This window comes from Nostoc sp. TCL26-01, from assembly GCF_013393945.1.
Lineage (GTDB): Bacteria > Cyanobacteriota > Cyanobacteriia > Cyanobacteriales > Nostocaceae > Trichormus.
This window is the reverse complement of sequence record NZ_CP040297.1, coordinates 990,470-1,017,062: the sequence shown is the minus strand read 5'-3', so window position 1 is coordinate 1,017,062 and position 26,593 is coordinate 990,470. Positions and strand designations below refer to the sequence as shown.

Annotated in this window: 25 protein-coding genes and 1 CRISPR repeat array; of the genes, 3 read left to right on the top strand and 22 right to left on the bottom strand. The window is 39.3% G+C overall.

Going from position 1 to position 26,593, the window contains the following annotated elements; genetic code table 11:
- Window positions 1-103 precede the first annotated feature (103 nt).
- From FD725_RS04175 to csx18, 13 genes are all read right to left on the bottom strand, one after another.
- Window positions 104-745, bottom strand: coding sequence for a hypothetical protein (locus FD725_RS04175; RefSeq protein ID WP_179046954.1), 642 nt, complete (start codon window positions 743-745; stop codon window positions 104-106).
- Between the two features lie 29 nt (window positions 746-774).
- Window positions 775-1,194, bottom strand: a complete 420-nt coding sequence (locus FD725_RS04170; protein WP_179046953.1) for a type II toxin-antitoxin system HigA family antitoxin — start codon at window positions 1,192-1,194, stop codon at window positions 775-777.
- On the bottom strand, window positions 1,178-1,477 hold the full coding sequence (locus tag FD725_RS04165) for a type II toxin-antitoxin system HigB family toxin (protein WP_179046952.1): 300 nt from the start codon (window positions 1,475-1,477) through the stop codon (window positions 1,178-1,180). The genes FD725_RS04170 and FD725_RS04165 overlap by 17 nt, the downstream gene beginning before the upstream one ends.
- Window positions 1,478-1,570: 93 nt before the next feature.
- Complete coding sequence (locus FD725_RS04160) at window positions 1,571-2,617, bottom strand: RAMP superfamily CRISPR-associated protein (protein WP_179046951.1); 1,047 nt, start codon at window positions 2,615-2,617, stop codon at window positions 1,571-1,573.
- Window positions 2,574-3,149: a hypothetical protein gene (locus tag FD725_RS04155; RefSeq protein WP_179046950.1), complete on the bottom strand. Its 576-nt coding sequence runs from the start codon at window positions 3,147-3,149 to the stop codon at window positions 2,574-2,576. Before FD725_RS04155 ends, FD725_RS04160 begins: the two co-directional genes overlap by 44 nt.
- Window positions 3,146-4,114, bottom strand: coding sequence for an RAMP superfamily CRISPR-associated protein (locus FD725_RS04150; RefSeq protein WP_179046949.1), 969 nt, complete (start codon window positions 4,112-4,114; stop codon window positions 3,146-3,148). Before FD725_RS04150 ends, FD725_RS04155 begins: the two co-directional genes overlap by 4 nt.
- A gap of 28 nt (window positions 4,115-4,142) precedes the next feature.
- Window positions 4,143-4,763 carry a hypothetical protein gene (locus FD725_RS04145; RefSeq protein ID WP_179046948.1) on the bottom strand — a complete coding sequence of 207 codons (621 nt, stop codon included), beginning with the start codon at window positions 4,761-4,763 and terminating at the stop codon, window positions 4,143-4,145.
- A 10-nt stretch (window positions 4,764-4,773) separates the two neighbouring features.
- Complete coding sequence (gene csx7, locus FD725_RS04140) at window positions 4,774-5,691, bottom strand: CRISPR-associated RAMP protein Csx7 (protein WP_179046947.1); 918 nt, start codon at window positions 5,689-5,691, stop codon at window positions 4,774-4,776.
- A 23-nt stretch (window positions 5,692-5,714) separates the two neighbouring features.
- Window positions 5,715-6,125, bottom strand: a complete 411-nt coding sequence (locus tag FD725_RS04135) for a hypothetical protein (protein WP_179046946.1) — start codon at window positions 6,123-6,125, stop codon at window positions 5,715-5,717.
- A complete protein-coding gene (gene csx10 / locus FD725_RS04130) occupies window positions 6,122-7,339 on the bottom strand; it encodes a CRISPR-associated RAMP protein Csx10 (RefSeq protein ID WP_179046945.1) in 1,218 nt (405 codons plus the stop codon). The genes FD725_RS04135 and csx10 overlap by 4 nt, the downstream gene beginning before the upstream one ends.
- The gene (locus FD725_RS04125) at window positions 7,326-8,054 is read right to left on the bottom strand and encodes an RAMP superfamily CRISPR-associated protein (RefSeq protein ID WP_179046944.1); all 729 of its coding nucleotides are present in this window, start codon (window positions 8,052-8,054) and stop codon (window positions 7,326-7,328) included. The genes csx10 and FD725_RS04125 overlap by 14 nt, the downstream gene beginning before the upstream one ends.
- Window positions 8,051-10,399, bottom strand: a complete 2,349-nt coding sequence (gene cas10 / locus FD725_RS04120; protein ID WP_179046943.1) for a type III-B CRISPR-associated protein Cas10/Cmr2 — start codon at window positions 10,397-10,399, stop codon at window positions 8,051-8,053. The genes FD725_RS04125 and cas10 overlap by 4 nt, the downstream gene beginning before the upstream one ends.
- Window positions 10,400-10,810: 411 nt before the next feature.
- A complete protein-coding gene (gene csx18 / locus FD725_RS04115) occupies window positions 10,811-11,122 on the bottom strand; it encodes a CRISPR-associated protein Csx18 (RefSeq protein ID WP_179046942.1) in 312 nt (103 codons plus the stop codon).
- A gap of 126 nt (window positions 11,123-11,248) precedes the next feature.
- On the opposite strand from csx18, the gene cas1 reads away from it, so the two are divergent.
- Both cas1 and cas2 read left to right on the top strand, forming a co-directional pair.
- Window positions 11,249-12,259, top strand: a complete 1,011-nt coding sequence (cas1, locus tag FD725_RS04110) for a CRISPR-associated endonuclease Cas1 (RefSeq protein WP_179046941.1) — start codon at window positions 11,249-11,251, stop codon at window positions 12,257-12,259.
- Window positions 12,260-12,275: 16 nt separating this feature from the next.
- Window positions 12,276-12,560, top strand: coding sequence for a CRISPR-associated endonuclease Cas2 (gene cas2 / locus FD725_RS04105; RefSeq protein WP_179046940.1), 285 nt, complete (start codon window positions 12,276-12,278; stop codon window positions 12,558-12,560).
- 333 nt (window positions 12,561-12,893) lie between these two features.
- Window positions 12,894-16,452: a CRISPR direct-repeat array (repeat unit 37 nt; unit sequence GTTACTTACCATCAATTCCCCGAAAGGGGACGGAAAC).
- 324 nt (window positions 16,453-16,776) lie between these two features.
- Here the strand turns inward: cas2 and FD725_RS04100 are convergent.
- From FD725_RS04100 to FD725_RS32295, 3 genes are all read right to left on the bottom strand, one after another.
- Complete coding sequence (locus FD725_RS04100) at window positions 16,777-18,999, bottom strand: O-linked N-acetylglucosamine transferase, SPINDLY family protein (protein WP_179046939.1); 2,223 nt, start codon at window positions 18,997-18,999, stop codon at window positions 16,777-16,779.
- An 856-nt stretch (window positions 19,000-19,855) separates the two neighbouring features.
- Window positions 19,856-20,098, bottom strand: coding sequence for a DUF6761 family protein (locus tag FD725_RS04095; protein ID WP_179046938.1), 243 nt, complete (start codon window positions 20,096-20,098; stop codon window positions 19,856-19,858).
- A gap of 232 nt (window positions 20,099-20,330) precedes the next feature.
- The gene (locus FD725_RS32295) at window positions 20,331-20,462 is read right to left on the bottom strand and encodes a hypothetical protein (protein ID WP_256871846.1); all 132 of its coding nucleotides are present in this window, start codon (window positions 20,460-20,462) and stop codon (window positions 20,331-20,333) included.
- Between the two features lie 172 nt (window positions 20,463-20,634).
- On the opposite strand from FD725_RS32295, the gene FD725_RS04090 reads away from it, so the two are divergent.
- On the top strand, window positions 20,635-21,405 hold the full coding sequence (locus tag FD725_RS04090; protein WP_179046937.1) for a response regulator transcription factor: 771 nt from the start codon (window positions 20,635-20,637) through the stop codon (window positions 21,403-21,405).
- 180 nt (window positions 21,406-21,585) lie between these two features.
- On the opposite strand, the gene FD725_RS04085 is transcribed toward FD725_RS04090, so the two are convergent.
- From FD725_RS04085 to FD725_RS04060, 6 genes are all read right to left on the bottom strand, one after another.
- Window positions 21,586-22,341 (bottom strand): ATP-binding cassette domain-containing protein, encoded by a 756-nt coding sequence (locus FD725_RS04085; RefSeq protein WP_179046936.1) that lies wholly within the window; start codon window positions 22,339-22,341, stop codon window positions 21,586-21,588.
- Window positions 22,342-22,367: 26 nt separating this feature from the next.
- Window positions 22,368-22,922, bottom strand: a complete 555-nt coding sequence (locus FD725_RS04080; RefSeq protein ID WP_179046935.1) for a hypothetical protein — start codon at window positions 22,920-22,922, stop codon at window positions 22,368-22,370.
- A gap of 34 nt (window positions 22,923-22,956) precedes the next feature.
- Window positions 22,957-23,526, bottom strand: a complete 570-nt coding sequence (locus tag FD725_RS04075; RefSeq protein ID WP_179046934.1) for a siderophore biosynthesis protein — start codon at window positions 23,524-23,526, stop codon at window positions 22,957-22,959.
- Window positions 23,523-23,996, bottom strand: a complete 474-nt coding sequence (locus tag FD725_RS04070; RefSeq protein ID WP_179046933.1) for a hypothetical protein — start codon at window positions 23,994-23,996, stop codon at window positions 23,523-23,525. Before FD725_RS04070 ends, FD725_RS04075 begins: the two co-directional genes overlap by 4 nt.
- Before the next feature lie 125 nt (window positions 23,997-24,121).
- Window positions 24,122-25,513 carry an aspartate aminotransferase family protein gene (locus tag FD725_RS04065; RefSeq protein WP_179046932.1) on the bottom strand — a complete coding sequence of 464 codons (1,392 nt, stop codon included), beginning with the start codon at window positions 25,511-25,513 and terminating at the stop codon, window positions 24,122-24,124.
- A 115-nt stretch (window positions 25,514-25,628) separates the two neighbouring features.
- Window positions 25,629-26,495, bottom strand: a complete 867-nt coding sequence (locus FD725_RS04060; protein WP_179046931.1) for a class I SAM-dependent methyltransferase — start codon at window positions 26,493-26,495, stop codon at window positions 25,629-25,631.
- Window positions 26,496-26,593 lie beyond the last annotated feature (98 nt).

Sequence of the window (26,593 nt, the reverse complement as noted above, 5' to 3'; positions counted from 1 at the left end):
ATTCAGTCATAAATTTGACAAATTTTACACTACATCTCGATTATAGGAGGTTTTTCAAACAATATCATCAAACTTCGCAATATATTTATACAGTAACAACAAGCTAAATACACTTAATACTTTTAATACTACCATCATCTTTGATAGCCAGGATTTTCACCTGAACTGCCTGTCCTTCTTGAAGAGAACTTGCTTTTTTCGGTTCTTTTTCGGTTAACTTAATTGTCCCCAGAATCTCATAAGTGACTTTGTTACCATTAATTTTAGTAACTGTTGCTTCTATAATTTGGTCAACTTGGAAGTGTTGAGATTGGGCAACTTTTGCAATCTCTGCTTGACGTGCTGACTCTACAGGTGGGGCTGTAGGAATAGACATTTCTCCAATGGGAATACCTGCGTCTTTGTAATAGCGGATGAGGCGAGATACCCAGCCTAAAATTTGGAGGATGGTGTGAGCATTGCTGATATTTTTGAGATAATTACTACAAGCTTTATCGATACTGATGTAATAGTCTGTGGTTCTTTTGCTATGTCCGATTTGTCTACCATGACTTACCAATGTTTTTAAATACTGAAAAAATCGAGTAGTTGCATCTGGGTGATTAATCACGCTACGCAGGTAAGCAACGGTTTTGCCTAACTCGTTGACATCGGTATTATCTTTAACTAAAGTAAGGGCGATCGCATGAGCAATTTCCCACTGCACATCTGTAAGAGTTGCTGATATTGATTCTGCTATTGTCATTATTATCACATCTAGGTAGTGGTTGACTGTCAGTTGGGTAGTGTGGAAGTTTCTGTGAATAAGCTTGGTTCAACATGAAAAAAATCTCCCAGTTTTTGCGCTTGTTCTGGGGTGATTTTGTGTTGTCCATTTAAAATTTTATCCAGCAAAGTTTTTGAGCCTAAAAACACTTCTAAATCTTCTCTAGTTTTCTCGGATTGTTCTAAAAGAAACAAAAGCATTGATTGAGAATTAATTGGCTCATCAAGTTGATAATATTCTCGCTCAAAATTTTCAATTAAAATAATTAGGAGTTGCAATAACTCATCTTCTTCAAAACTGAGTTCTCGGTGTATTAACTCTTGTACAATTGCCAAAGCTGCTTCATTCTCAGCTTCAGTCTTGATAATTTGAGAACGATAAGTGCTTAGTAATTTTTTACATTTTTCTGTATTAGAAGTAAGGGTCATTTTTCCATTCTTCCTTGTCGTATTCAGCATGAGTGAGAATATATTTAATATAAATTAATTGCTTCAGATAATTTATATTAACAATCAATCGATATTTATTCCCTTTGATATTGAAAACTGTAAAATTACTAACAGCTTCAGCTTGAGAAAATATTTGTTGTACCTCGACTAAGTTTGACCATTTAGCTTTACTAGCGACTTTATACCAGTTGCTAAGAGCATCTTGACAATCTGGATGAATTTCGACATACTCTCTTAATATTTTATAACTGATAACGTGCATTATTATTCTTAACTAAAGTCAGGGCGATCGCATGAGCAATTTCCCACTGCACATCTGTAAGAGTTGCTGATGTAGATGCTGTCATAGTCATGATTAATACATTCCTGATGGGGGTTCTCTGTCGGTGGGATAGCGGAGGATGGCTGTTAATTCTTCTAGTTGTTTTTTCTGCACTAAATGTGAGTGTGCTGCTTGCATATTTGTCTGTTTAAATTGGGCTAATTTTTCTCCTGTTAGTTCATCAGATTCGCTGAGTTGATAGGATGAATATCTTTTTTTTAAATCTTTTGATTGTTGAATTTTGTCTATACTCACTGTCATTGTTCCCATGCCGATGGGTTTACCACCACCCACTTTTAAGGCGATGGGATGTTGAGTATCTTGTCCTAATACAATTAATAATGTTCCTAATTCTTCTGGGAGTAAGTTCTTAAAATTTAACTGGGTTTTAAAAATATATTCTCTACCTGCTTGTTGTACAGGAATACCAGAATTCTGTCCTTTATCAATGGCTCTAATTGTGTGATAATAAAACTTACGTCCAGCGACCCTACCCCGAATGAAGTATACAGCACTTGCTTCTGGACGAGGACGGTATAGGGAAGGCATAAATCCGGTGGTAAAGCCGATGCTTTCACACTGGGCATCATTAAAATCTAGCAAACCTTGCCAATTTAATGCACCGAATACTCGACTGGCTGGACAAAGTTTTTCTTTATTCCCACAAGGTAGGCGTTCTGGAGGGATTTTATCTCTATATCTAGAAGTAATCACTGCTAGTGTACTGTTAGTTATGGCTTCATATACAGACCGGATACAGCCTTTGAGGGAACTGCCTTGAATGGAGAGTTTTTGGTCAACTCCTTGTACCATTGTTTTAATTAAGGGAATTTTGCCCCCTACATCGCTACCCATTGCAACTATACCTGTGGAGACATGGAGAGATGTCTGCACTTTGAGCGTAAGATACAGTGTACCGTGTAGGCGATCGCTCAAATATTTATCATGTCCCACAGGACGCTGTAAGTTGGGACGTTCTGGAGGGAAAGTAACAAATTCATACGGTTTGGGTGGTAGTTCTGGGTTAGATGAATCTCTAGGAGTTGGTTTTCTCGGTGGTTGGGGAGGGGTTCTTGTCATCTTGGTCTATCTCTACAGTTAAAGCTACAAATTGCACAGTGGAGGTTGCGTTATCAATAAAGTAACGTTGAGCTAATTTGGGATTTTTTTTATTTTCATCTTTTAGGCGAATATTTAAATTAGGTGGATAAATTAACTTTTTAGGAAAACGAGTTTCATCAGCACGATAACCATAAGCAGGATATGCGTAAGATGGAAATTTTGTATTATTACTTGGTTCTATTCGCCAAGATACTTTGTTATCTTCACTGATAGCTTTAAAGTGATGATGATTGTCAGCTATAGTTAACAACAGGGCTGCATAAGTGTCTTTTGATTTTTTTTTCCATCGCAATTCACATTCATAATTAAACATTTGTCCCTCAAGCATCGACGGAAAATCATCCTTGGTAGGCGGTTCTTCTACAATTCCACTAACTTGATGAGTACAACGCCAAAAGTAATAACTATTTTTACTTGTTAATTGTTTAATTAAATACAGCAATTCATCAATACATAAATCTTTTGGACTCATACCAACAAAAGGATTCATTTAACACCCACTAATAAATTACTCCAAGACCTAACACATCTTTCAAATAAGTCGTTAACTGTTCCTTCTCGCCAAGTCATTTGTACACCAAAGCCTAAATCCATTGCTTGTGCTGCGACTGGTGTATCTTGATTATCTACTGTGGGAAAACCATATAATTTAGCATCATCAGTTTCTAAAAACTCTCCAACACCTAAAAGAAAAGTATGATTCCATTGTTTTGCACTACCCAAAGCAGAAATTTTCCCATCTTGCAATTCACAACCAGGATATTGTACAACAGCTTGATTTAACTTAACTTCCACAGTACCCAAACCACGAGATTTAGCAAAGCCTAAACCAAACCAACCATCGTTTAAGTCTCGCAATACTAAACCAATTAAACCTAGTTGTGCTAAGGTAAAATTTTTCAAATGAATCTTAGTCTTAAATTCACCAGCAGTGCAAACTTGATAATTAAAAGGCCCCACTGCCACAGAACCAAATACTCTATCAATAGCTACACCATTACGTTCTTCAATTCTGAGAGGTTGAGAACTATCTGGATGAGCATCTTCAATTCTAATTCTACTAGCAATAGAAGTATTACCAAATATTTGGTCTGTAAAACTAGATAGTTTATATAAATTTGCTCCCAGGTGAATATTATTTTGATTCTGCTTTTTGAATTTGTCTAGATAGTCATCATTACTTAAAGGGTTATTAGCCCAAAGTTTTGAAATATTTTCCGGCGGACGTTCTTCACTTCCTACAGTTCTAACTATACGTTCTGCATGAGCGCGAATTGCTCCTTTTAAACTACTTCCTGGTAAATAAATCGAACGTCCTCCAGCATGATAGGTTTCGACAAATTCCATATCAGGTTTTGTCGGGTCTGCGCCTTCTTTGCCTGACTTAATTAAAATTGGACTATCAGGAATGATAGTTAAATCAATGGTGCAGTGATTAACAAATCTTTTGTGCATGATTGGTAGTTGTGGAAAATAGTTTCACTTAAGCTGCTACTAAAGTATTTAGCTGGACTTCACACTGTTGGAAGAGAAAATTTACAGCAGCAAATAATTTATCTAACTCTTGAATTGTGTAATAAGTACTATTCCTGGTAAATATATCACTTTCTAATTTACCAAATTGCCATGTTATTCCATTAGAAACAACTCCTAAAATAATTATTTGGTATTCTCCATTTAGTCTTTGGGCTGCAATCATTTCTGCTAAACATTGCGCCCAACCTGTTTCAAAGTTATCTTGCTTGGCTTCGACTAAAATAAAGTATGGTTTGTCAAATACAAATTTCCCTAATGGTGAACGTTTCGCCAAAATATACTCAGGAAAACCACATAATTTTTCATCATAATTTAGTGATTGATGACTCCACAAAATGAATTTACTCCGGTAAGTCTTCCACACTTCTTTAATGACTGGATAAATTAGATTTTCACAAATAGCAAATTCTGAGTTATCAACTACAGCATCCCGCATCATCAGTTCTAAATCTTCTCGGAAGTAGTCGGAAACAGTAAAAGCAAGTTCACCAATAAAATTTGCTTCAGTATAGGTAACTTGAAACGCTTTAAGAACTTCACCAATAGTTTTAAAATTACTGAAAGCCATACTGATATCCTCAAGAATTTTGGGTTGCTGCGGTGGTGGAACTATTAGATATATTCTCTCTTAATTTGTTAATTAGTGCTTGAGTCCATCTCTGCTTGAATGTTTTCCCGTCTTCATAACTATGTATATTATCAACTGAATTGCTATTGACTAATTCTTGTAGATACGTTAATAGTTTTTCTGGGTTATTGTTGACATCAATCCAGCGCATTTTCTCAATTTCTAGTTTAACAACACCCAAGCCACGCGATCGCCCTCCCCCCAAAGGTATCTGTTCCGTCTCAAATTGGTGTAAACCAATCATCAACAGCCCTAGTTCATAGTCTTCTGCATTCTCTACCACCGCTTTGAACTCAAACTGTGTCCCAGCCGGAACGACTTGGAAATCATAGAGTTTTCCTTCTGCGGCGGTTTCGGTGTCTCTGTCAATGGCTACGCCGTCTCTTTCTTGATATTGTCCAAACCATGTATCGGGTACTATTGTTAAATCTCGCACTTGGAATTTGCTAGCTATCCAGGGTGAACCAAAAACAAGAGAGGTGAAATCAGTTTCATTAATAATTTTTTCCGTGAGTAACTGATCTCTTTTTGCACTGCGTTCTTTCTGTTGATATTCCTCAAGTTCTTTTTCAACTTCTTTCTTAATACCATTTTCTCCATTCATTCGGTCATTATTAATTGACCATTCGGCTTCTATGGCAGGATTTGCTGCTAAATTGGGATTGATACCACGAAGGAAACTTTCTAAGCGCGATCGCATTGCACCTTTAAAGCTAGATCCTGGTATTAGTGGATTACCAAACGCATCTTTAATTACAGGTAAATCTGAACCAATTGGTTCACTAGAACGTCCAGCACTAATTCTTAATGCGGTGATTGTGGTGAGTACACCTGTAATTTCTAGACGATTTTTGAATGTATCAAACATATAATTAATTGTATTGATAAAATTTATGCTGCACCGTCACGTTTGTATTTCAAATGTCGTGCGCCGTAGCCTAAATAACGGCGAATTAGTTCTAGCCAAATGGGTTTATAGTCGGCTTGACAAGATTCAGCAATTATCTGAGCAGCTTTTTTGATATTGTTATCGATGTCCTTAACTATTCTTTCAGCTAAAGATCCTTCACCTCTCCCCCATTTTCTATCACGTCCTACTTGGTAGCGGATAAAATTTTTAATTACTTCTGCACTGTCTGTTGTATCAGAAACACGCACTAAGTTACGAAATTGCGATTCTTCTAAATCACCATACTTTGTTTTATCTAAAGCATCTTCAATCCAACTAACTAAATCATCTTCGGCTTGGCGGATACCTTTTTGAATTTTTAGTTGTTGCTGCTGTTCTGAAAACTCACTCATTTTGCCTTCTCTCTAAATACACTATGAAATTCATTACAAATTTGCACTTGTCCAAAACCTTCCGAAGTGCGATCGCCTATTCCATAAATTTCTAAATTTTCCCATGCTTGTAACCATAAATGCTGATTTTCTGTACTAAATAAATACACACTTCCTTTACTTGTAACTAACTCTATATCTTTCATCAAACCCCAGGCAGAATTCCAACCAGAACGATAGTCATAACTACTGTAAGCTGTATGTAGTTGTAGAGAATCATCATCAATCTTTGTAAACTCTTGAAGCATTTTTGTAGAAATCACCGTAGTGCGTTGCCAATTATCTGTGAGAATGGCATCAGCTTGTAGATCGATGGTGAAATAAGTCCGATTCTTTGGTAATGTTTCTAAAGGCGTACCAAATATCTCACTCCATTCATGCCAGCGTTGATGTAATTTTTGGTTAAACTCGGCTACTTGATTAATGGCATTTGACTGAATAGCAACAGGTGTATTAGCTGTAATTTTGACCTTACCTAAGCCTCGTGAACCTGCACCTCCTAAACGTAAATTATCTCGATGACTTTGAATAAATTGTTGTAAAGATAAGGCTAAATCATCATTGACTAACACTGCACCCCTATATATGACAGGTTGTTGTTTCTTTTGTTGCGATTCATTTAAAACTGCAATGCTATAGAGTACCCTTTCTTCCGAGGTGGCGCGACGGCGATTAATCCCTACTCTAGTTAACAAGCGACTATTTATAGATGAATTGTCATATTTTCCGTTTTGTTGACTATAAAAACCTGTAAATGTATCTAATCTACCTCCATCTCCAGGACAATTAGGATCATAAATATAACCATATCTATCAGCACAAAAGTAATCGATTAAAGTATCAAAAGCCCCATAAGTTTTTTCTGATTTAAACCCAGACTTGGCTTTAGAACTTAAAGCAGTAGCAGGAATAACTCTGACTTCGGAATTAATTGTGTTCTTAGCTGGATAAGCATTTTTAAAAATAGCTGGATTGTCACCTAAGAATAACTTGTGAAAATCATCGTCATCACTAATGATTGGTGGATGAACTTGGTTTAATATTTGACTAGCGATCGCACCACGAATTACAGAACCAGGAATATACTTTTCTACCTCACTGACATTCCCCCCTGGTTTTTGTCTACCAATTGCTAAAGGAGACAGTGCTTGAATTTCTAAATCAATCTTTTGCATTATTTGTAAATCCTTTAGCCAGAAAATCCCATGCTGCTTGTTCTACAGTTAAGGCAGGAAATTCCCAATGTAACCAACCTAAACCTGCTGATTTACTACCACCTAAAGCATGAATATGTCGCAATCCTGCTTGAATTAATGCTGCTGCATAAACGGGGGGATGAGATAAATAAATATTACCCGTAAATCTGAGTTGGGTGTTTGCTGGTGACGTTTCTAAAAAGAAAAGTTTGTCTTCTTCCGCAGTGCGTCGGCGGCGGTTGATAGTGACACCAGGACGTATGACTTCTGGTAAATTCTCTGGTGCTTCTTGACAGATTAAATCATCGAAAGTTATCCGCGAAGGTAACACAGGATTACCAAAAATTTGACAAATTAAACAATGATGTTGCCTATCTTCTGCTAGGGTAGAGATTTCATAGTCTGATATGATAAAATCTTCTGATAAACCTGCTCTTTGAGGACACATAGTTTGTGGGTTGGGAGAATAGCAAATATGCCACTTTAAACCCCTGGCAATTTTTTCGCATTCATGGCGTAAACGTCCTTTTAGTTGAGAAGCAGGAATTAATAAGTTATTTTCTGCATTGCGAACAATTGGTTTATCTACCAGAGAACCAGAAGCACCTCCAGCACCAATACATAAAGCTGTATCAATAACGGCTGTAATTGAGTAGGTTTGAAGTGAATTGGATAATTCTTGTAGTTTAATCATGATTCAATTTTTCCAGATACAACTTCTGATGTCTCGTTGTCTGATACTTCGATAAAATCATAGACATCTACCATATCTCGCCAAATTGTTTCGTAAAATGGATCTTCTGAATGTTGAGGATCACGTTTGCCATCATCATACATCCAAGGTGCTAGATTACCTTTATTACAGTTGTCTTTAGGTAAACACCAAGCATCTTCAAAATCTCTCATTAATGCGTCTTTACCTTGTTTGAGTCTGACGCGAAAATAGCGATAGTTGAGAATTGCTGTACGTTTACCCTGTTCTAAGAAACTGCGGATTTGATACAGTTGTGATTTGGGAAACTTAGCTTTTTTCAAAGCAGAGATGGAGGTGATTAATCCAGCTAATTCATGTAGTGTGTATGGTGCGGCGTAAAATTTTAACTTTTGAGATGCTTGTTTAGTTAATGCTTCTTCTCGAAAGCTTTTAACATTAGAGGAAATCATGGTAATTGATTTGAGAGTTAAAAAATCTACTGTCCCGCCATTATATCCAGATGCTTTAAGTTTTTTAGCACGTTCTTTTGCTGATTTCAGTAATTGTTCAACTAAGTCTCTCGCATAGTATATGGGTGTATTGACAGCTGTAATCAATACGCCAATGGAAGTACTCAATTCACATTGAGTGAGTTTTGCAGTTAAGGGTTTATAACGGTGATGTTTCTGCAACTCAACTGGTTGATTGTGTTTTAGGCGATAATTACCTGTAATTTTTGGAGAGTCTCCGGTTGCTGCTGTACTTTCAATAATTGGTATCTCTTTAAGTAAGATTTTTTCAAATTCATCTCCAATCATCTGGGATATTTGTAAGGCTTTATTCGCTGGAACAATTAAGAAGACATCATCCCCACCAATGGTAATAATTTCAAAAGGATGGATAAACTCACCATTCTCTAAGTCTGACTCCTCATCATTAAATCTGCGGAGTTGATGAGGATTTAAGTTTTCGGCTAATGCTTGAAAAACTGCGTATAGTGTGGCTCGTTCTACATCTTGACTAAAGTTTTGATATGCTTGTGGTGTCGGGATTTTTTGAATATAACTACCCATATTATTTCCATCGGCATAAATGTAGGCAACATAACCATAACTAGCATTAGAAACTTCGGTCAGAGTTTCGGCAATTTTTACAGATGAGGGGGAAATATGATCGTAATATTTTCGTTTTAAAGTGGGATTCTTTTCTAGAAAGGATGTGAATTTATCTACCCAATTGTCAATAATGCCTCTTTGCCAAGTTAACCCAGATTTTTTATACCAATCGGGATTATCATTATTTAAACTACCCTTGGCTCTATCGCCTACCAAATACTTACGCACAGATGCTTCCGAAAAATATGGTTGCCTTGGTAGTTCCTCTACTCGCATAATAGCAGAACGGCGATCGCTGCCATCACGCATCAAGTATGGATGGGTTTCCAGCATCGGTGGATAGCGCCGACTGGGACGTTGACGAGTATCGTTACCACTGCGACGCTGATTATACAGAATATTCAATTTTGTGGTTAATTCATTAAAACTTTTGCGTTTTTGAAAAAATTCTACTCTCTCTACTTCACTACTAGGATAACCAAAATAAGCTTGCACTAATGGCTGATTAAACTTTTGATGATACCAATCTAACCATAATGTATTTTCAATCGGTTCGCGCAATAAACCAAAGCGCAGTTCCAATAATTGAAATTTCTCACCCACCGCACAGGAGTTAGCTGTTAAAGTTTCATGTGTATAGCGTTTCTCAATCGCATTAGCTAAATCATCGACATAGGCAGCCGGGCAAAAAGCTAGTATATTACCACCAGTAGAATAAATAATTAATTCAGGAATTAAAGCATCAGCAAGCTTGTAATTTGCATCTAAATTAAAGTTTTCATCTAGCCATTGTCTAACTTCATTCACTTGAGCGTTATAAAGATTGGGTTTGTCTGGCTTTGGTTTATATTTTGGATTAAAAAATATCCTTAAATCAACTTGGTTAATTCTATCCAACAATCCAGATGCACCACGAATTTCTTGGATTTTTGCCGATTCAAACATATACTGTTTAATCTTAGTCGCACCACCATAGACTAACCCAACTTTGGCATTTCCAATTTGTGAATATTTCTCGCTGACTGCTTTTAGTTCCTCCACCGACAGAGGAAATTCTTCCTGTTGTATTTTCTCTACCTGTCTAACTAAATCTTGAAATTCCTGTGGTAATTCGTTCCCTCCATTTAAAGCTTCTCGTGTTTGCTTGGCTAAATCTTGAGGTTGATACTCATCACCCCAAGCTAAACACCAACTAATTCCTATAGCAATGTTTTGTGGCGCATCTTTCATAACAATAGATAAGACTAATTTGTAATTCGTAATTTGTAATACTTGCCAAAGGCGAGAAGCAAGCTACGTAATTCGTAATTCAATACGGTTCAGTTAGTAGAACCCAATTCTTCTAGATCCCCCTAAATCCACGCCAGTTTGCTCAAGTCGGGAAACCCGCCCACGCAACTGGCTCCCCTTAAAAAGGGGGACTTTGAATTTAATTACCCACCTTTTAAGGGATGCTAATATGAGTCCTCTTGCCATTAAACCCGGATTGGCAAACTAATTTCATAACCGCAAAAATACTTAATAATTGATGTCACCTTTATGAATCTTACATAGCTATTATTAGCAGCTAATTGAGTAAATGACATCTGGGAACACAAAATTTGATTCTCTAGTTTTATTTTTAGCAAAAATCCTCTCGATTCATTTGCGTTCCTCTTTTTGTTGTTCTGCGGGTAAGTCTATATAACTAGATAGTCCTCCTAAATCTGGGTGATCTTTTTCACTCCTCGCTTCCATGACATCGCGCTGGAGGTTACGCAAAAGTTGAAATAAAACCCTGTCACATATTGCACTCACAGCTAAAGTGGCGATAAACACTGCCACAGTGCAAGCAATCACCGCAAATAAACCCAAAGGCGCGATAATCAAGATCACCCACGTAACTGCTGCATTAGTCACAGCTACAATCCAACTACGGTATTTGACTAACTTTTTGGCTACAGATGTAGACATAATTATCAACTCGGTTGCAGGACAATTTTATTTTGGCACACCTCTGGAAGATAGTACTTTCCACTAGAGAGAATATATATAGATATACCTCTCTAAAAACTTTGCCATCCAAAGTTCCAATTATTTATGACTACACTCTACTTGACTGAAGCCGGAACAGTCCTTCGCTATCGCAACGAATCCTTAATCATCATCAAACAACAAGAGTCGAAAAATTGCCGCTTGGCAGAAGTCACTCTCGTGGTAGTCTTGCCTGGAGTGCAGTTAACAGATGTAGTCATTGCTCAATTACTCGACCGGGGTATTGAAACTATCTTTCTCCGTCAAGATGGTCAATTTCGTGGTCGTCTTCAGGGACACTTTGCTACTAACCCGACCATTCGTCTAGCACAGTACCGCACTGTCGAAACTACTTTTGGTATGGCCTTAGCACAAAAATTAGTTATGGGTAAAGTCCGTAACCAACGAGTAATACTCCAACGACGCAATCGTGCTACTGGGGGAAAAATTAGTGAGTTAACAGAAGCGATCGATTTAATGAGTGCCTATGCTGCCCAGTTAACCAACACTACCACACCATTGAATCGAAACGAATTGATGGGAGTTGAAGGTATCTGCGCTCGTACATATTATCAAGGTTTGCGACATTGGTTTCCTGCACAGTGGAATTTTAGCGGACGCAACCGCCGTCCACCACTAGACCCGGTAAATGCTTTGTTGAGTTGGGGATATGGAGTATTATTAGCACGGGTATTTTCTGCTTCTGTTCAAGCCGGACTTGACCCATATTTAGGATTTTTTCACGCCATTGAACCCTATCGGCCTAATCTAGTGCTGGATTTGATGGAAGAATTTCGACCAGTGGTAGTAGACCAAGCTGTTATTTCCATAATTCAAGCAGATTTATTAACACCAGAAGATTTTCAACCTTCACCTGATGGTGTGGGTATCTGGTTGGGTACTATGGCAAAAAAGCTATTACTCGGTGAATTAGAACGACGCTTACGCACTTCTCTGCTTTATCCACCGCAAAATCGTCAGTTGAGTTTGAGTCAAATTTTACTCGAACAAGCTCGTAGTTTAGGACGCTGTTTGTTGCAGTCGAGTTTAGATTATGAGGCGTTTGTCATTAAATAACGAATTACAAATTATCATGGCGAAACTCTATTTAGTGTGTTATGACGTACCTGACGACAAGCGCCGGACTAAACTAGCCAAGTTGCTGGAACAACGCTGTCAACGTGTACAGTATTCTGTGTTTGAGTGTCCTTTGGATGATGCCACTTTAAGTTCTTTGTTAGAAAAGCGTTGGTTAGCTGTACTGAATTTGCATGAAGATAATTTGAGGATTTATCCCCTAGATGCGACAGCAAAACAGCAAACGCGAGTGTATGGTAGCCAGCCTCCATACGAACCACCTGATTATTTAATTTTGTAAAGACTCGAATCTAGTTACTAAGGGGGATATACGGCTGGGAATGACTAGTTTTATTAATGATTCGCGGTTTGTAACAGAATGTAACTACTACCGCTAATTCGTCGCTGTGAGCTACATAGATTAAGCTAAAGCAAAGTTGTGTAAATAAAAGCAAAGTTGATTTTTTTGCCTTGACTACTGGAATTTTTCGCACTAAAATGCTCTTAAAGCTAGAATTTAACGTAAATAGATTTTAATTTAGATTACTGTATGTCTAAGTTACATTCCCATTTACGTACTTCGGTGCAACTGAACCTTGAAAACCAAATACATCAATAGTTTCCAACAGGTAGGGTTACTTACCATCAATTCCCCGAAAGGGGACGGAAACTTGATAATCCTGTCATTGTTCGGCAGATTAACAACGTTACAGTTACTTACCATCAATTCCCCGAAAGGGGACGGAAACTCCATCGAATGAAAACTTGTAGCAATTGTTCGTCTTAATAGTGTTACTTACCATCAATTCCCCGAAAGGGGACGGAAACTTAAACCACCTTTGCTCGTTATGTTTAGTTACGTTACTTACCATCAATTCCCCGAAAGGGGACGGAAACAAATACCCATCCATCTGAGTATTAATTCCCAACCACCACCAACGTTACTTACCATCAATTCCCCGAAAGGGGACGGAAACCCGATGATGGATTCTAGTTTATTTCAATTTACTTTTAAGTTACTTACCATCAATTCCCCGAAAGGGGACGGAAACCTAATTATGGAATAGTTGTTTGGGGTGCAAGAACATTATCAAAGTTACTTACCATCAATTCCCCGAAAGGGGACGGAAACTTAAAACAAGCTTGCGATCGCGTCCATCTTATCCATACGCGCTGTTACTTACCATCAATTCCCCGAAAGGGGACGGAAACACTTCCTTTATATTTCTTGGAATCTTGACTCAATGAGTTACTTACCATCAATTCCCCGAAAGGGGACGGAAACTTTGAAAAGTATCAACAAACCTTATTATGTTAAAATACCGCTTCAGTTACTTACCATCAATTCCCCGAAAGGGGACGGAAACTACAAATGGTCAAGTATTATACGCAGAAGATGTCAATGTTACTTACCATCAATTCCCCGAAAGGGGACGGAAACATTTAGAGCTAATGAATTACTCATTTATACTGTTAACCATCCGGTTACTTACCATCAATTCCCCGAAAGGGGACGGAAACTACTCCCTTCTCTTTGCTCCTGGTCCTCAATCTCGGGAGGTTACTTACCATCAATTCCCCGAAAGGGGACGGAAACTAACCTGGGTTATGATGTTTTATGGAAGCTTTATTACAGTTACTTACCATCAATTCCCCGAAAGGGGACGGAAACCTTTAATTTCTAGAGATTCTTGTATATACGAATCAGTGTTACTTACCATCAATTCCCCGAAAGGGGACGGAAACAACTATAGTTTCACTTGTAGACGAAGAAAAACAAGTGTTACTTACCATCAATTCCCCGAAAGGGGACGGAAACGTCGTTGATAAAGCAGCGATCGCCCACCGAGCAGTTTCTGCCTCCTTGTTGAGTTACTTACCATCAATTCCCCGAAAGGGGACGGAAACACATCCCGTCGTTCAGCCTGACGGTTCCGAGCGTGAGTTACTTACCATCAATTCCCCGAAAGGGGACGGAAACTCTAGACAAAGTTGAGAAAGAAACTTGTAAATTTCGTTACTTACCATCAATTCCCCGAAAGGGGACGGAAACATTCAACATTAATTGAGTCAATGGGCCTGTCTCACCATTTGTTACTTACCATCAATTCCCCGAAAGGGGACGGAAACTCATAAGTACTATGTGCTGTAGTACTATCGTTTTTTGCGTTACTTACCATCAATTCCCCGAAAGGGGACGGAAACAGCACTTAAATCTGTGCGTAAAGTTTGATTAATTTTTCCTAATGTTACTTACCATCAATTCCCCGAAAGGGGACGGAAACAAAAAGTAGCGGATGGAGAACTTAACAGAACAATGATTTTGTTACTTACCATCAATTCCCCGAAAGGGGACGGAAACTCTAAATACTGTTGGCGAGAGTGAAGAATTTGATGCAGAGTTACTTACCATCAATTCCCCGAAAGGGGACGGAAACGCGGAACTTTTCAGCAACTTTAAATTCAATCTCGGCACGCTGTTGCGCCGAGTTACTTACCATCAATTCCCCGAAAGGGGACGGAAACTCGCAGATGATTACGAATACGAGAGTATACCGAGAGAAGTAATGTTACTTACCATCAATTCCCCGAAAGGGGACGGAAACGTGATAGTTGCGTAATACAAACTCTTGAGTACCTTCTCTGTAAGTTACTTACCATCAATTCCCCGAAAGGGGACGGAAACTAGCGCAAGACCTTTGTTTTCTAGTCATCCGATAAAAGCAAGAGTTACTTACCATCAATTCCCCGAAAGGGGACGGAAACTTGGTAGATAGTTCTTTCTCAATTGCTTTGTACTTAACAACCCCCTTGGTTACTTACCATCAATTCCCCGAAAGGGGACGGAAACCACCTATCGAGGCCGCGCTGCGGTCAAAGGTCTGGAGCGAGGTTACTTACCATCAATTCCCCGAAAGGGGACGGAAACAGAAATCTAAACTAAAGTTAACTAAACCCCACCTAACGTTACTTACCATCAATTCCCCGAAAGGGGACGGAAACACTACTCAATATAGCAGCAGCCCAAGGAGTAAAAGCAGTAGTTACTTACCATCAATTCCCCGAAAGGGGACGGAAACGAAGTGATGAGGACAGAAGAATTCTCGTACTTTTCGTTACTTACCATCAATTCCCCGAAAGGGGACGGAAACTTCAATCTCTAAATCCTCTAGATCGTAGAGAACACTTTCAGGTTACTTACCATAAATTCCCCGAAAGGGGACGGAAACCCCAACGCAGGCTCCACAGATGGTGATTACTTTTCAGCCACCGTGTTACTTACCATCAATTCCCCGAAAGGGGACGGAAACTTATTAGTGACATACCCCCCGGAGTCAGTAATCATGTATTTACTGATGTTACTTACCATCAATTCCCCGAAAGGGGACGGAAACATCCAAGACAAATCAATTTCTGTTTTGCGTTCAATAGCCTTTAAATCATGTTACTTACCATCAATTCCCCGAAAGGGGACGGAAACAGTACTTCATTGTCGGCTACACTTGGTTTAACGTCAGTTCTTGTTACTTACCATCAATTCCCCGAAAGGGGACGGAAACTATTAGTAAGTCTCGTGATAAATATCGTGTGATTTACGGTGGGTTACTTACCATCAATTCCCCGAAAGGGGACGGAAACCTTGGTGAAGTATCGATTGGCACCGCTAGACCTAGAGGTACTGAGTTACTTACCATCAATTCCCCGAAAGGGGACGGAAACACCGAAGACAATCGCTTGCACACTCACCCCGCAAGCGATCGCTGGTTACTTACCATCAATTCCCCGAAAGGGGACGGAAACCCCGTGGTAGTCGAAGGTAGTAAACACGTCCCATCCTCGAATAGGTTACTTACCATCAATTCCCCGAAAGGGGACGGAAACTGGAAAACCTTCATTGAGACGCTAAGAACTGGCCTCCATCGGCGTTACTTACCATCAATTCCCCGAAAGGGGACGGAAACTCCTCGATCCGGTCGATGAAGGCGACGACGGCGGAGCCAGTTACTTACCATCAATTCCCCGAAAGGGGACGGAAACAGGGCAGGCCCCTCTACGTTCCGGGACCGAGCGAAACGTTACTTACCATCAATTCCCCGAAAGGGGACGGAAACTCGCTTGAGATTTTCTTCCTCATCAACAATTATCATCACAGGAAGTTACTTACCATCAATTCCCCGAAAGGGGACGGAAACAAAATCAAAGAGAGCGCAACTGCATCTCAAGAAGAGAGTTACTTATAGCGATTTTTATGCCGATGAAGCACACCTGTCTAGTCCAGAGGTCGTAGGGGCGGGTTAAGTGAAATATTAGTGAATAGAGTCAGCATATCTGTTAACCCGCCCCTACTGCTGGTGAGAAATGTGCGTAGCCCTTGTTGACTAAAAATCTGTACCTCAGATCATGTTGGGTTACGCAAAGCCTCCATCCAACCTACTAATGTAATATCACTTCCATGTCAGTTGATAGAAACGTGCCAGCAAAGCGTATCTACAGTCGTAGAATAGTGAAGAATCTACTTAATTTCCTTCCAAATACCTGTGCCACATTTCCTGGTAAGCATTCTCCATATCACGAGCAAACTGCTTACCATTCCATAATGGTGATGTTTTCCTAGACTGTTTTAACTTCCAAGCAATATGTTGTCTTAAAGCCTCATCCTTACCCAAACGCACACCCCAATTTACATATTCTTCATCAGTCCAAGCTATCCCTTCTGTGATGCCAGCATTCATCATCATAGTGTAGCTATTACGGGCAGCAAATTGCTCACCAACTCGCGTCACTAAAGGAAGACACATCCACAAAGTTTCTAAAGTGGTAGTAGCCCCATTATAGGGATAAGTATCTAATACTACATCGGCAATTCCTAAATTAGCTCGATGAACTGGTTCTACAGAATCCATCGGGATAAACCTCAATTTTGAGCAATCTACCCCTACTTCTTGTGCTAATTTTTCAAAAAATTGTTTCATAAATTCTGCATCAGACACACCTTTAATCAACAAGTAGCTATTAGGAACTTCCTTGATAATTTGCAATTGCATTCTTGTTGTATTTGGATGTCGTTTCAGACCTCGCTGACCGGAAAAATAGACTATTGCATCATCAGGAATATCTAAATGCTCACGCCGAATTGTCGGGACATTTACCTCAAAACCATCTACAGCTATATAAGTTTGCGGTAACCGGATAATTTTTTCTTGGTAGTATTCCTGTGCGTCTTTTGGTAAAACATAAGGGTCAGCGATAAAATAATCTACTGATGGACTACCAGACGCATCCCAACCTAACCAAGTAACTTGAATTGGTGCAGGTTTGAGTCCTATCACTTCACAAGTAATGTCTAGGGTGACACTATCTAAATCAACCAAAATATCAATCTCATCTTGATATATTTGTTCTACAAGATTCAAAGGCTCACTAGATTTATAAAAACTATCAACTTGATTGATATACCAATCATGTAATGGATCAGCTTTGGGATTAGTATTGATGAAATAGGCACTTACATTAAATTTATCTTTATTTCTATACTGCAATAACCAGCGTGCTAGCCAGCCAACAGAATGTATTCTCAGACAAGAAGAGAGATATCCTATGTTGAGTTTTTTATGAGATTGCTTGTACTTTTTGCGTTGGAGATGACCTGCTTTATATTTATTGATATGCTCTTGAGCATAATTATTGATATTTGTTTGACAAAGTTGCAATAGTTGATTTTGCATCTGTCTAGTTTCTCTACCTTTATCTTCAATGTATGGAGTGAAAAAGTTAGAAGAACTGATAAGTTTTGTGATTTTAGAATCAAGATTTGTGGGATTCTCTTTGATGAGGTCTGCTATTAATGATTTTTGTCTTTGATGTATGGAGTATGATTCTGACCAATAACCACCAGAACTGATTAATCCACTCAAGATTAAACGATTAGCATAAACTTTACTGACTAGTTTTTGAACTAAGGAGTAGAATAATTTAGCAGCTTCTATACCCTTCGTATATTGCCCAGCGTGTTGATAAAACTGAGACAAGTATGAGACAAACTCTGGATTATTAGGACTTAATCTCAAAGATATTTCACATAACTTTGCTGCTACTATAGGTAGTCTTTGGGAGTACGCAATTTCTGTCAATGATAAAAGTAAGGTGATCAAAAAAATTGCGGGATCATTTTGGCAATGTGGTACACAAGCTTCTACTAAATCCAAGGTAGATTGGTGTGCAGGTGCATAATCTAAGACGCTCTTGACAGTCTTCATTAACCATTCTAAGTTTAGTTCTACTCTTGGTTCAGATTGGAGGATCTCTATGATACCCAATTTATATAAACTTTCACCTTCATAGGTTTCTAGCTTAATAGCAAGCTGTACTAAATGTAATAAGTTGTGGATATCATGAGGATAAATTTCTTTGAGAATTAACCGGATTTTTTTAGCTAGGTAATATTCTTCTAGACTTTCTCGACGTTCGGCTTCTGTCTGCAAAATTTTGAATAGTTCTACTTTGAAAGGCTTAATTTTTTCAGCTTTTTCTTCTTGGACTGCTAGTAGCCATTTTTTTCTAGCTTCTGCATCTTGCCCTAGCAACAACAACATTAAACCCAAGTACCAATAATGTAATTTAATCTCAGGTTCTACGGCAATTGCTTCTTCGTAGATATTAGCAGCTTGAATGTAATTTCCTGATAGAAAGAGTTTTTCAGCACGTTGATGCCATTGAGTTGTAGCAGTTAAATGGGACATGAATTTTCTCAAAAACTGTGAGAATCAGAATATAGTTGTTCTCACTTGAAGAAAATACACTACGGGAAGAGATAAATAGCTATTTTTGAGCATATGTAGCATAAAAAAACACAATAGGAGTCTGATTAGAGAGCTAATTAATTTAACCTCGGAATATCTTAAATTTGTGTCTTTGTATTTTTATATAGCGATTTTCATGCGGATGAATTACACCTGTCTAGTCCAGAGGTTGTAGGAGCGGGTTAACAGATATGCAGGGAACAGGTAACAGGTAATAGGTAACAGGTAACAGAAAAAGAAGTAATAGAGGTGTACTGAGTTTTTTTCAGCAACGCAGCGCCAATGAGATTAAGACGGTGCGAGTAACGCACGCTACTGGAGCGACACAGCTAAAATGAGGCATTAGCATTAAAATTGTAGGTTGGGTTGGTTGAGGCTTTGGGAAACCCAACATGAGAGGATGTTTGAAAAGTATCATGCGTAACACCAAAATCTCAAAAACCTAACCCCTAACCCCTTCCCTACGAGGGAAGGGGAACAGGAAAATCAGGGTTTCAAAGCCTCTCTCCGTTTCGGGGAGAGGTTTGGAGAGGGGTTTTTAGTATACTTTTAGACTTTTCAAACAACCTCTGAGATCCATACTAGGTTTTTAAGAGCCTTTAAACTGCGATCGCCCCTCAATAGTAAGTTAACAAATTGTCATCACGCCGAAAACCTCCCAAAGGATGGGAGGTTTCCATTTAAAAAAATTTCATTTAACCAGATTTACGCCGAAATGGCTCTTGACCAATACAAATAATATGCTAGAATCGTCTGCGTTGAACTACATATACTACTCATGACTCTGCGGCGAGTATTAGTAGTAGTCTGGTTGTGGTTCTGTCTTCATAAAGTTTGAAGCATCGTACAAGTAGCGGCTGGCTTCCTCTTCTAGACGATGAATCAGATAGGGTTCAATGACGTTGCTATGGCGCAGCGCGGCTAGGTAGCCATCCAAATACATCCGCATTTCATCCGGGCGATAACCGCGATTCCATAGTTCGACGAAGGCGTCAGTAATTCGTTGGTAATAGCGGATGGTTTGTGTGTCTTGGAGCATAACTGCTGATTGATCTCTTTGGAATGAGAATTGTAAATGATTCAGGCTGAAATGTGAAGTGTCATTTCTGCTGTTGCTTCAGATAGAATTCCATGTTTTTGGTTGTGTTTTTTCTCCAGCAGCTACAATACAATTAGATCCTATTCCAGAAAAACGGGAATTAAACAAGTTGTTAGGCTATTTTTATACTTTTCTTAAACAGTAGCCCGAAAGTACGCCTAAAAGCAACCCTTTACCCAATCAACAACTCAGGTTTATCTTGTGCGATCGCCATCTCACCCATGTGCTGATTATGTACGAGTACATCGGTAAGTTGGTTAAAGCAAGTTATTTTGTGAAAATAACTTTCAGTTAAGTCTAACAAAAATTTAAGAATATTACTAACTGCCCTCTGGGCAAGGCATGAATTAAACGTTCTATCAAGTTTTTATATAAGAAAATCTAAAGCTATTTATACTGAGAGTAACAAAGACTACAAAACCTTGAGCGTGGGCTTGTTACTTTGAAATTCATCGACGCTAAGGGGTCTTGCCATTGTGGGTTCGGTTTGTATTGAAATCGTTGAGGGGAATCCCCACTTGAGGTCGTTGCTGGGTTGGCACTTGCAACAATTGGAATATAGAGTGCATCAAGCCGCCAGCATATATCAAGCAAGAGAGGCCTTTATCAGCCACCAGCCAACTTTAGTAATTCTTGATGCTGATTTACCTGATGGTGACGGGATTGAGTTTTGTCGTTGGTTGCATCGTCAGCAACAGCCTCTAATTTTAATGCTATCTGCTCGCACCAATGAAGCAGATATCGTCGCTGGGTTAAAAGCCGGAGCTGATGACTACCTAAGCAAACCTTTTGGAATGCAAGAGTTTTTAGCTAGGGTGGAAGCATTAATTCGTCGTAAACGGACACCTGCTGCACCAGCCTATTTGGATTATGGCACTTTGCAAATCGATCTAGTCCAGCGTCGCGTCCGATTCCAAGGGGAGTTTATTGACCTCACCCCCCAGGAATTTAGTTTACTGTATGTTTTGGCGCAAGCTGGGGGAGTACCATTGAGTAGGTCGGAGTTACTGCGTCGTGCTTGGCCTGATGCGATCGACAATCCGCGTACCATTGATACTCACGTTTTATCTTTACGCAAAAAAGTAGAACTTGATCCCCGTCAACCTAGTTTGATTCAAACTATCAGAAACGTGGGATATCGTTTTAACATGGAAATTTTGAACGCTAATCTACCACAAACACCCACTAAAATCCCCAAGGAGAGATTTAGCAATCAACGCTCAACATTGAGTGGACAAAGGTCATAGGGAAGGGAATGGGGAATAGGTGACAGGGGACAGGTAACAGGGAAGAAGGGGAGTGAGGGAGTGCTGAGTGGAAGTCGGAAGTCGGAAGTCGGAAGTCGGAGAGTCATAACTAATGACCAATGACCAATGACTATTGACTATTGACCATTGACCATTGACCATTGACTATTGACTATTGACTCAAATCCATTCGTCATTTGCTTGGGCTTCGGCGTGCATCAACATCTGTTGTGAGTTAACCCAGTTGATTTGGGAGCCTGTTTGATTTGCTAATAAACGTCCTTGCTGTAAATATAAAAGTCGATTAGAAAACATTTGGGCTAGGTCTAGGTGGTTATTTACCATCAAAATTGTCGTGTGATAATTTTGATTGAGGTGGGTTAAGACTTGCATAAGATGAGAAGCTTGAGCAATATCTAAACTAGAGGTTGGTTCGTCTAATAACAGGATTTGTGGTTGAATAATCAAAGCACGAGCGATCGCTACGAGCTGTCTTTGTCCTAATGAAAGTTGTACCTCGGTGCGTCCCAACCAGTCGCTAGGAATTTGTAGTTGTTCTGTCCAATGACTGATTCGCTGCTGGATTGTTTCCTTGGGCAGACTACGCAAAACTAAAGGATAAACCAGGGCTTGCTGGACTGTCATTCCCAGTAACTTTGGCTCTTGTAATACCAGTGTTACTGTTTGACGTAACTGGGTGATAGGGATGTGGTGATACTCTTGATTTTCCAGGTAGATTTTGCCGCTATGGGGTTCACTCAAGCGGTTAATGAGACGTAACAGAGAAGTTTTGCCAGCACCAGCAGGGCCGATGATTGTTAGGCGATCGCCTCCAGACACCTCAAAAGAGATATCCTGTAATATGGGATATCCCTGAAGTTGAGTTTTGAGCTTTGCATAGAGACTAACTTGCTCAAGCCGTAGTAAGGCTGTCATTGAGGGTGTCCAGATTCAAATAGAATTTAAAGAGATAAAGCTGTGGCGATCGTCCAACCATCAACTAACAACAGCAAAAAGGTAAATCCCAACAAAATCAGATACATCCACGGCTGTGCTAGAGGACGGACATCTGTGGTGTCTATACCCGTTTTAGCTTGGACAATGTTTACCAACCGAGCAAACCCGGCTACCCGCATCGGTAGTAAATAAGCTTTCCCATCTTGGCTGAGAAAATAATAAACTAAACCACCTTGACCAGTGGAACGGGGCTTTATCTGTTTTACCTCCACCCAAGGTAAAGACCAACCTTTGCGGAAGAAGCGCGGAACCCAGACGGGGTAAGTTACCTGTATCCCCTCGTCATCGACAACTACTCGTTCCGTTAACACTGCATACAAACCAACTAAACCAACACCAATTCCCACCCATAACAAAGCTGGTGGTGTAGGGGCGTTTGTCACCTCTGCTAGGAAAGGTAGGGGAACTGTGAGTGCTACATACAGACTCAACAGCGTTATCCGAATTAAGGGAGATAAGCGGAAAATAGAAGTTGAATTACTAGTTAATTGTGCTGTCACGGCTTAATCATGCTCATAGGCTGCTAAATTTATCTTAATGGAACGGACAGCCATCAGATATTTTAAAATTAGGATCAATTAGCCGCCAGCGATTTTGAGAAAATCTATCTAAGATATCTACAGCCGTATTTTTGTCACAACGTAGGCTACCAGATTCACCACCACCAAATTTTTCACAAACAGCCTTGTGAGACTTAGCCAAGCTAAAATAAGCACTCACTAACTGATGATGCTGAGGCTCAAGATCAGCAGGTAATCGCTCAAACACTGGTCGCAGTCTTTTCCATATTTTTACCAACCAAGAATGCTCCCAAGACATCAGTCCACTGAAATCAGCAGATTGAACGTAAGGAGGTGTCATCGATGGACGCACCTGGCTTTCATATTCTTGTCTACTAAAACTACCAGCAAGTTCCATCGCTGCGCCCGAAGCCATCATTAATTCAGCCGCCGTTTCTAACTCAATTTGGGCTGCGGAGATATTACCCACAGCCAGTTTCATTTCCAAACGATTTAAGCAAATAATCAACCCTTGAGTATTAATAAAAAATGACCAATGAAAAACCTTCCAAATTTGTTGTGCTTCACCATGAAAATTATTCATATATTTTGCTCCAAATTTAAACTAAAAACTCTAGCTATTAGATATATATAAGTTGCAAATCCTCGTTTCTGAAGCTCTACTTGAATCAGATCAACATCATGAAAATTTTGACTGATTTCCAGAAAGTTTTTATACGCTAAAATCACACTCTTTATTAGACAAATAGCAGTTTCTTGAGTTTTGATATGTGTCACCCCAAAATAATTATCAAAGTCTTCCACTTCTCCAGCTTTTAAAGAAGTTTCGGTAGAAGATATTTTAGCAGTAATAATATCGACCATTTCCAAATTTGCTAATATTTGATTAATAGTAATAAGTGCTTCTGGAACTACAGGTTCTTTGAGAACTAATAAAAACTGACTAAGGATTTTGTATAACTTATTTTTATCAACTTCATTCAGTTCTTGCTCAATGGGTAAGTCCCAAGGAACAAGTAGATATAGTTGATTCGGAAAATGATTTTTGGTCATGTGAGGGCAAATTTTATTTTATAGTTAATAGTTGATCGCCCTATTGACCGAAAAAGGGACTGGATATTCCTCTTAGTTAGTTGACTTAAGCAGCAAAAGTTTGACATTTTATTTAATCCAAATTTTTAAGCACTACAATTTGGGAAAAACCCTGCCTCTTGTAGTTCATTGATGCTATCTGTCATCGCTTGAACCATGTAATTAATATCTCCATCTGTGTGAGATGTAGATATGAAACCCCCACCTTCACCTCGCAGCAAAACCCCTTTGTCAAATAAGTGATACCGCAATAAATCCAAACCCATCATGAGAGATGCAACATCTCCAGATAAAAACTCTTCTCGAAAAACAGGGCCAAAAAATGAGCCAAAATTAGCCATGCGGATAGGTAAATGCTTGGCTGTAAACAGGATATTTATGCGTTCAACATACTGTGCAGTACGTTGATTTAATTCTGCTTGCAAAGCATTGCCTTGTAATTTTAAATATTTCAGCATCGCCCCAGCCGCAGCCATAGATAAAGGATGCTTGCAGTGAGTACCAGCAAAAAATGTTCTTTCTACTTCAGGGGAAGAAGCATCACCATAATGCCACATTCCCCCATCAATTTTATCCATGTAGATAGCTTTACCAGCAATCACACCAATAGGCATTCCCCCACCCACAACTTTACCGTAGGTGGCGATATCTGCTTGCACACCAAACCAAGCCTGAGCGCCGCCTAAATGCAACCGAAAACCAGTCACCATTTCATCAAAAATTAAAGTTATTCCTGATTGTTGTGTCAGTTGTCTGAGTTGTTGGAGAAATTCTTGCGGTTGTAAATCTGGGCGACGAGTTTGTATAGGTTCAACTAGAACTGCGGCCAATTCATTTTGATTAACTTTGATAATCTCTAGAGACTGAGGATTGCCATAGTCTAAAACCAAGACATCCTCAATCATATTGGGCAGAATTCCTGGAGCTATAGGTACTGCATGAGATGTTTCGGCTTTCGCTAAAGTACCATCAAAATGACCATGATAAGCGCCAGAAAAAATCACAATTTTGTTGCGCTTTGTAGCTGCTCTTGCCAAACGAATCGCTGTCATGACAGCTTCTGTGCCGGTATTACTAAAGGCTACCCGTTCCATACCTGTGATTTCGCTAATTAATTGTGCTACTTCACCCGCGATTTCCGACTGGGGTCCAAGGGGTATACCTTTCTCTAGTTGCTCTGTAATTGCTGCTTGAATCAATAGTGGATTATGACCCAAAAGATTAGCGCCAAATCCCATGATTATATCTACATATTCATTGTGATCAACATCCCAAATCCGTGAACCTTTAGCTTGTTTTCCCACAATTAAATAGCACATTTCTTTTGTGGAAATATTAAACCAGTCTGGGACTCTGGGGTCAGCTAGCACTGGACGATAGGCTTGGGTCATTTGTTTAGAAGTTTTTGTTTTTTTGGTATATCGTTCAATTAATGCTGTCAAATGTTGTTGTTGAGTATTTGCTGTTTTTACTTGCATAAAATTTATAATTGAGTGAGGTAGAGAGTTAATTTTTTAAACGCAGAGGGACGCGGAGGAAAGCGCAGAGGGATGAGGAGGTTTTTCTAGTTTTATTAGCGAGTGCTAATAGAAATTAACTTGATTTTTGAGCGACAAAGTATACTAGTTTGTTGTCTTGAGGAGTGGCTAAAGCTAGTTTGTGATTGTAGGCGTTGATATTGGTGAAGCCGACGGCGGATAATGTGGATTTAATTTCTGCTGGCGAATAAGGTTTGACGGAAAATGTCAGGGCAGATGGTTGCCAATCTTGCTGTAATAGTTGTAATAGGGTTGAGGGTTGAACATAGCGAAGAAAATTGTTGTAAATGGAGCGTTTTATCTGTTGTGTTAATAAGTCAATTCGGGTAGACTTTTTACTTGGTTGACTATTGGGTGGTTGAAAAATAGTGATGGTAAAAGTACCTGTTTTTGCTGCTGAATCATAAGTTTCTCCTACACTCCAAGCATAATTTTCTTGCAGTTCACCATCATTAAAGGGGATATTGCGATAGCGTTTTTCTAAACCTATATCAAAAAAGAAGATGGCGTTTTCTTTCATGGCTACATACACATTGCGGAAAACACTTTTAAGTTCTTCCAGACTCATGATATGGTTGAGAGCCGAATCAGTACAAATAACTGCATCAAAGGTATTTGGTAATTCAAAGAAGCGGGCATCACCAAGGATGAATTTAGCATTAGGTGCATTATTTTGAGCATATTGCAACATTTTTTCTGAGCCATCAAGACCAGTTACTTGATAACCCTTGAGAATTAATAATTGTGTTAATTGCCCAGTCCCACAACAAAGGTCAAGAATTCGTCCTTTTACAGGAAGATGAGGTAAGACTAATTTTTCTAACTTTGGTAGCAAGCGACGAGAGGCTAGGTGTGCTTCGGATTTGTTATATAACCAAGCCCAGGGGTCGTAATCTGTATAGCGAATTTGGGAATTGAGCATATGTTTATTTGGCGAATGAAGAATTAGTAAGTACACCGCTAAGAAAACTGAAAAAACCTCCGCGCCCCTCCGCGCTTTCCTCAGCGTTCCTCAGCGTT

Coding starts and splice junctions, on each gene's coding strand:
- FD725_RS04175 (WP_179046954.1), bottom strand. CDS start 745: ATGACAATAGCAGAATCAATATCAGCAACTCTTACAGATGTGCAGTGG.
- FD725_RS04170 (WP_179046953.1), bottom strand. CDS start 1,194: ATGACCCTTACTTCTAATACAGAAAAATGTAAAAAATTACTAAGCACT.
- FD725_RS04165 (WP_179046952.1), bottom strand. CDS start 1,477: ATGCACGTTATCAGTTATAAAATATTAAGAGAGTATGTCGAAATTCAT.
- FD725_RS04160 (WP_179046951.1), bottom strand. CDS start 2,617: ATGACAAGAACCCCTCCCCAACCACCGAGAAAACCAACTCCTAGAGAT.
- FD725_RS04155 (WP_179046950.1), bottom strand. CDS start 3,149: ATGAATCCTTTTGTTGGTATGAGTCCAAAAGATTTATGTATTGATGAA.
- FD725_RS04150 (WP_179046949.1), bottom strand. CDS start 4,114: ATGCACAAAAGATTTGTTAATCACTGCACCATTGATTTAACTATCATT.
- FD725_RS04145 (WP_179046948.1), bottom strand. CDS start 4,763: ATGGCTTTCAGTAATTTTAAAACTATTGGTGAAGTTCTTAAAGCGTTT.
- csx7 (WP_179046947.1), bottom strand. CDS start 5,691: ATGTTTGATACATTCAAAAATCGTCTAGAAATTACAGGTGTACTCACC.
- FD725_RS04135 (WP_179046946.1), bottom strand. CDS start 6,125: ATGAGTGAGTTTTCAGAACAGCAGCAACAACTAAAAATTCAAAAAGGT.
- csx10 (WP_179046945.1), bottom strand. CDS start 7,339: ATGCAAAAGATTGATTTAGAAATTCAAGCACTGTCTCCTTTAGCAATT.
- FD725_RS04125 (WP_179046944.1), bottom strand. CDS start 8,054: ATGATTAAACTACAAGAATTATCCAATTCACTTCAAACCTACTCAATT.
- cas10 (WP_179046943.1), bottom strand. CDS start 10,399: ATGAAAGATGCGCCACAAAACATTGCTATAGGAATTAGTTGGTGTTTA.
- csx18 (WP_179046942.1), bottom strand. CDS start 11,122: ATGTCTACATCTGTAGCCAAAAAGTTAGTCAAATACCGTAGTTGGATT.
- cas1 (WP_179046941.1), top strand. CDS start 11,249: ATGACTACACTCTACTTGACTGAAGCCGGAACAGTCCTTCGCTATCGC.
- cas2 (WP_179046940.1), top strand. CDS start 12,276: ATGGCGAAACTCTATTTAGTGTGTTATGACGTACCTGACGACAAGCGC.
- FD725_RS04100 (WP_179046939.1), bottom strand. CDS start 18,999: ATGTCCCATTTAACTGCTACAACTCAATGGCATCAACGTGCTGAAAAA.
- FD725_RS04095 (WP_179046938.1), bottom strand. CDS start 20,098: ATGCTCCAAGACACACAAACCATCCGCTATTACCAACGAATTACTGAC.
- FD725_RS04085 (WP_179046936.1), bottom strand. CDS start 22,341: ATGACAGCCTTACTACGGCTTGAGCAAGTTAGTCTCTATGCAAAGCTC.
- FD725_RS04075 (WP_179046934.1), bottom strand. CDS start 23,526: ATGAATAATTTTCATGGTGAAGCACAACAAATTTGGAAGGTTTTTCAT.
- FD725_RS04070 (WP_179046933.1), bottom strand. CDS start 23,996: ATGACCAAAAATCATTTTCCGAATCAACTATATCTACTTGTTCCTTGG.
- FD725_RS04065 (WP_179046932.1), bottom strand. CDS start 25,513: ATGCAAGTAAAAACAGCAAATACTCAACAACAACATTTGACAGCATTA.
- FD725_RS04060 (WP_179046931.1), bottom strand. CDS start 26,495: ATGCTCAATTCCCAAATTCGCTATACAGATTACGACCCCTGGGCTTGG.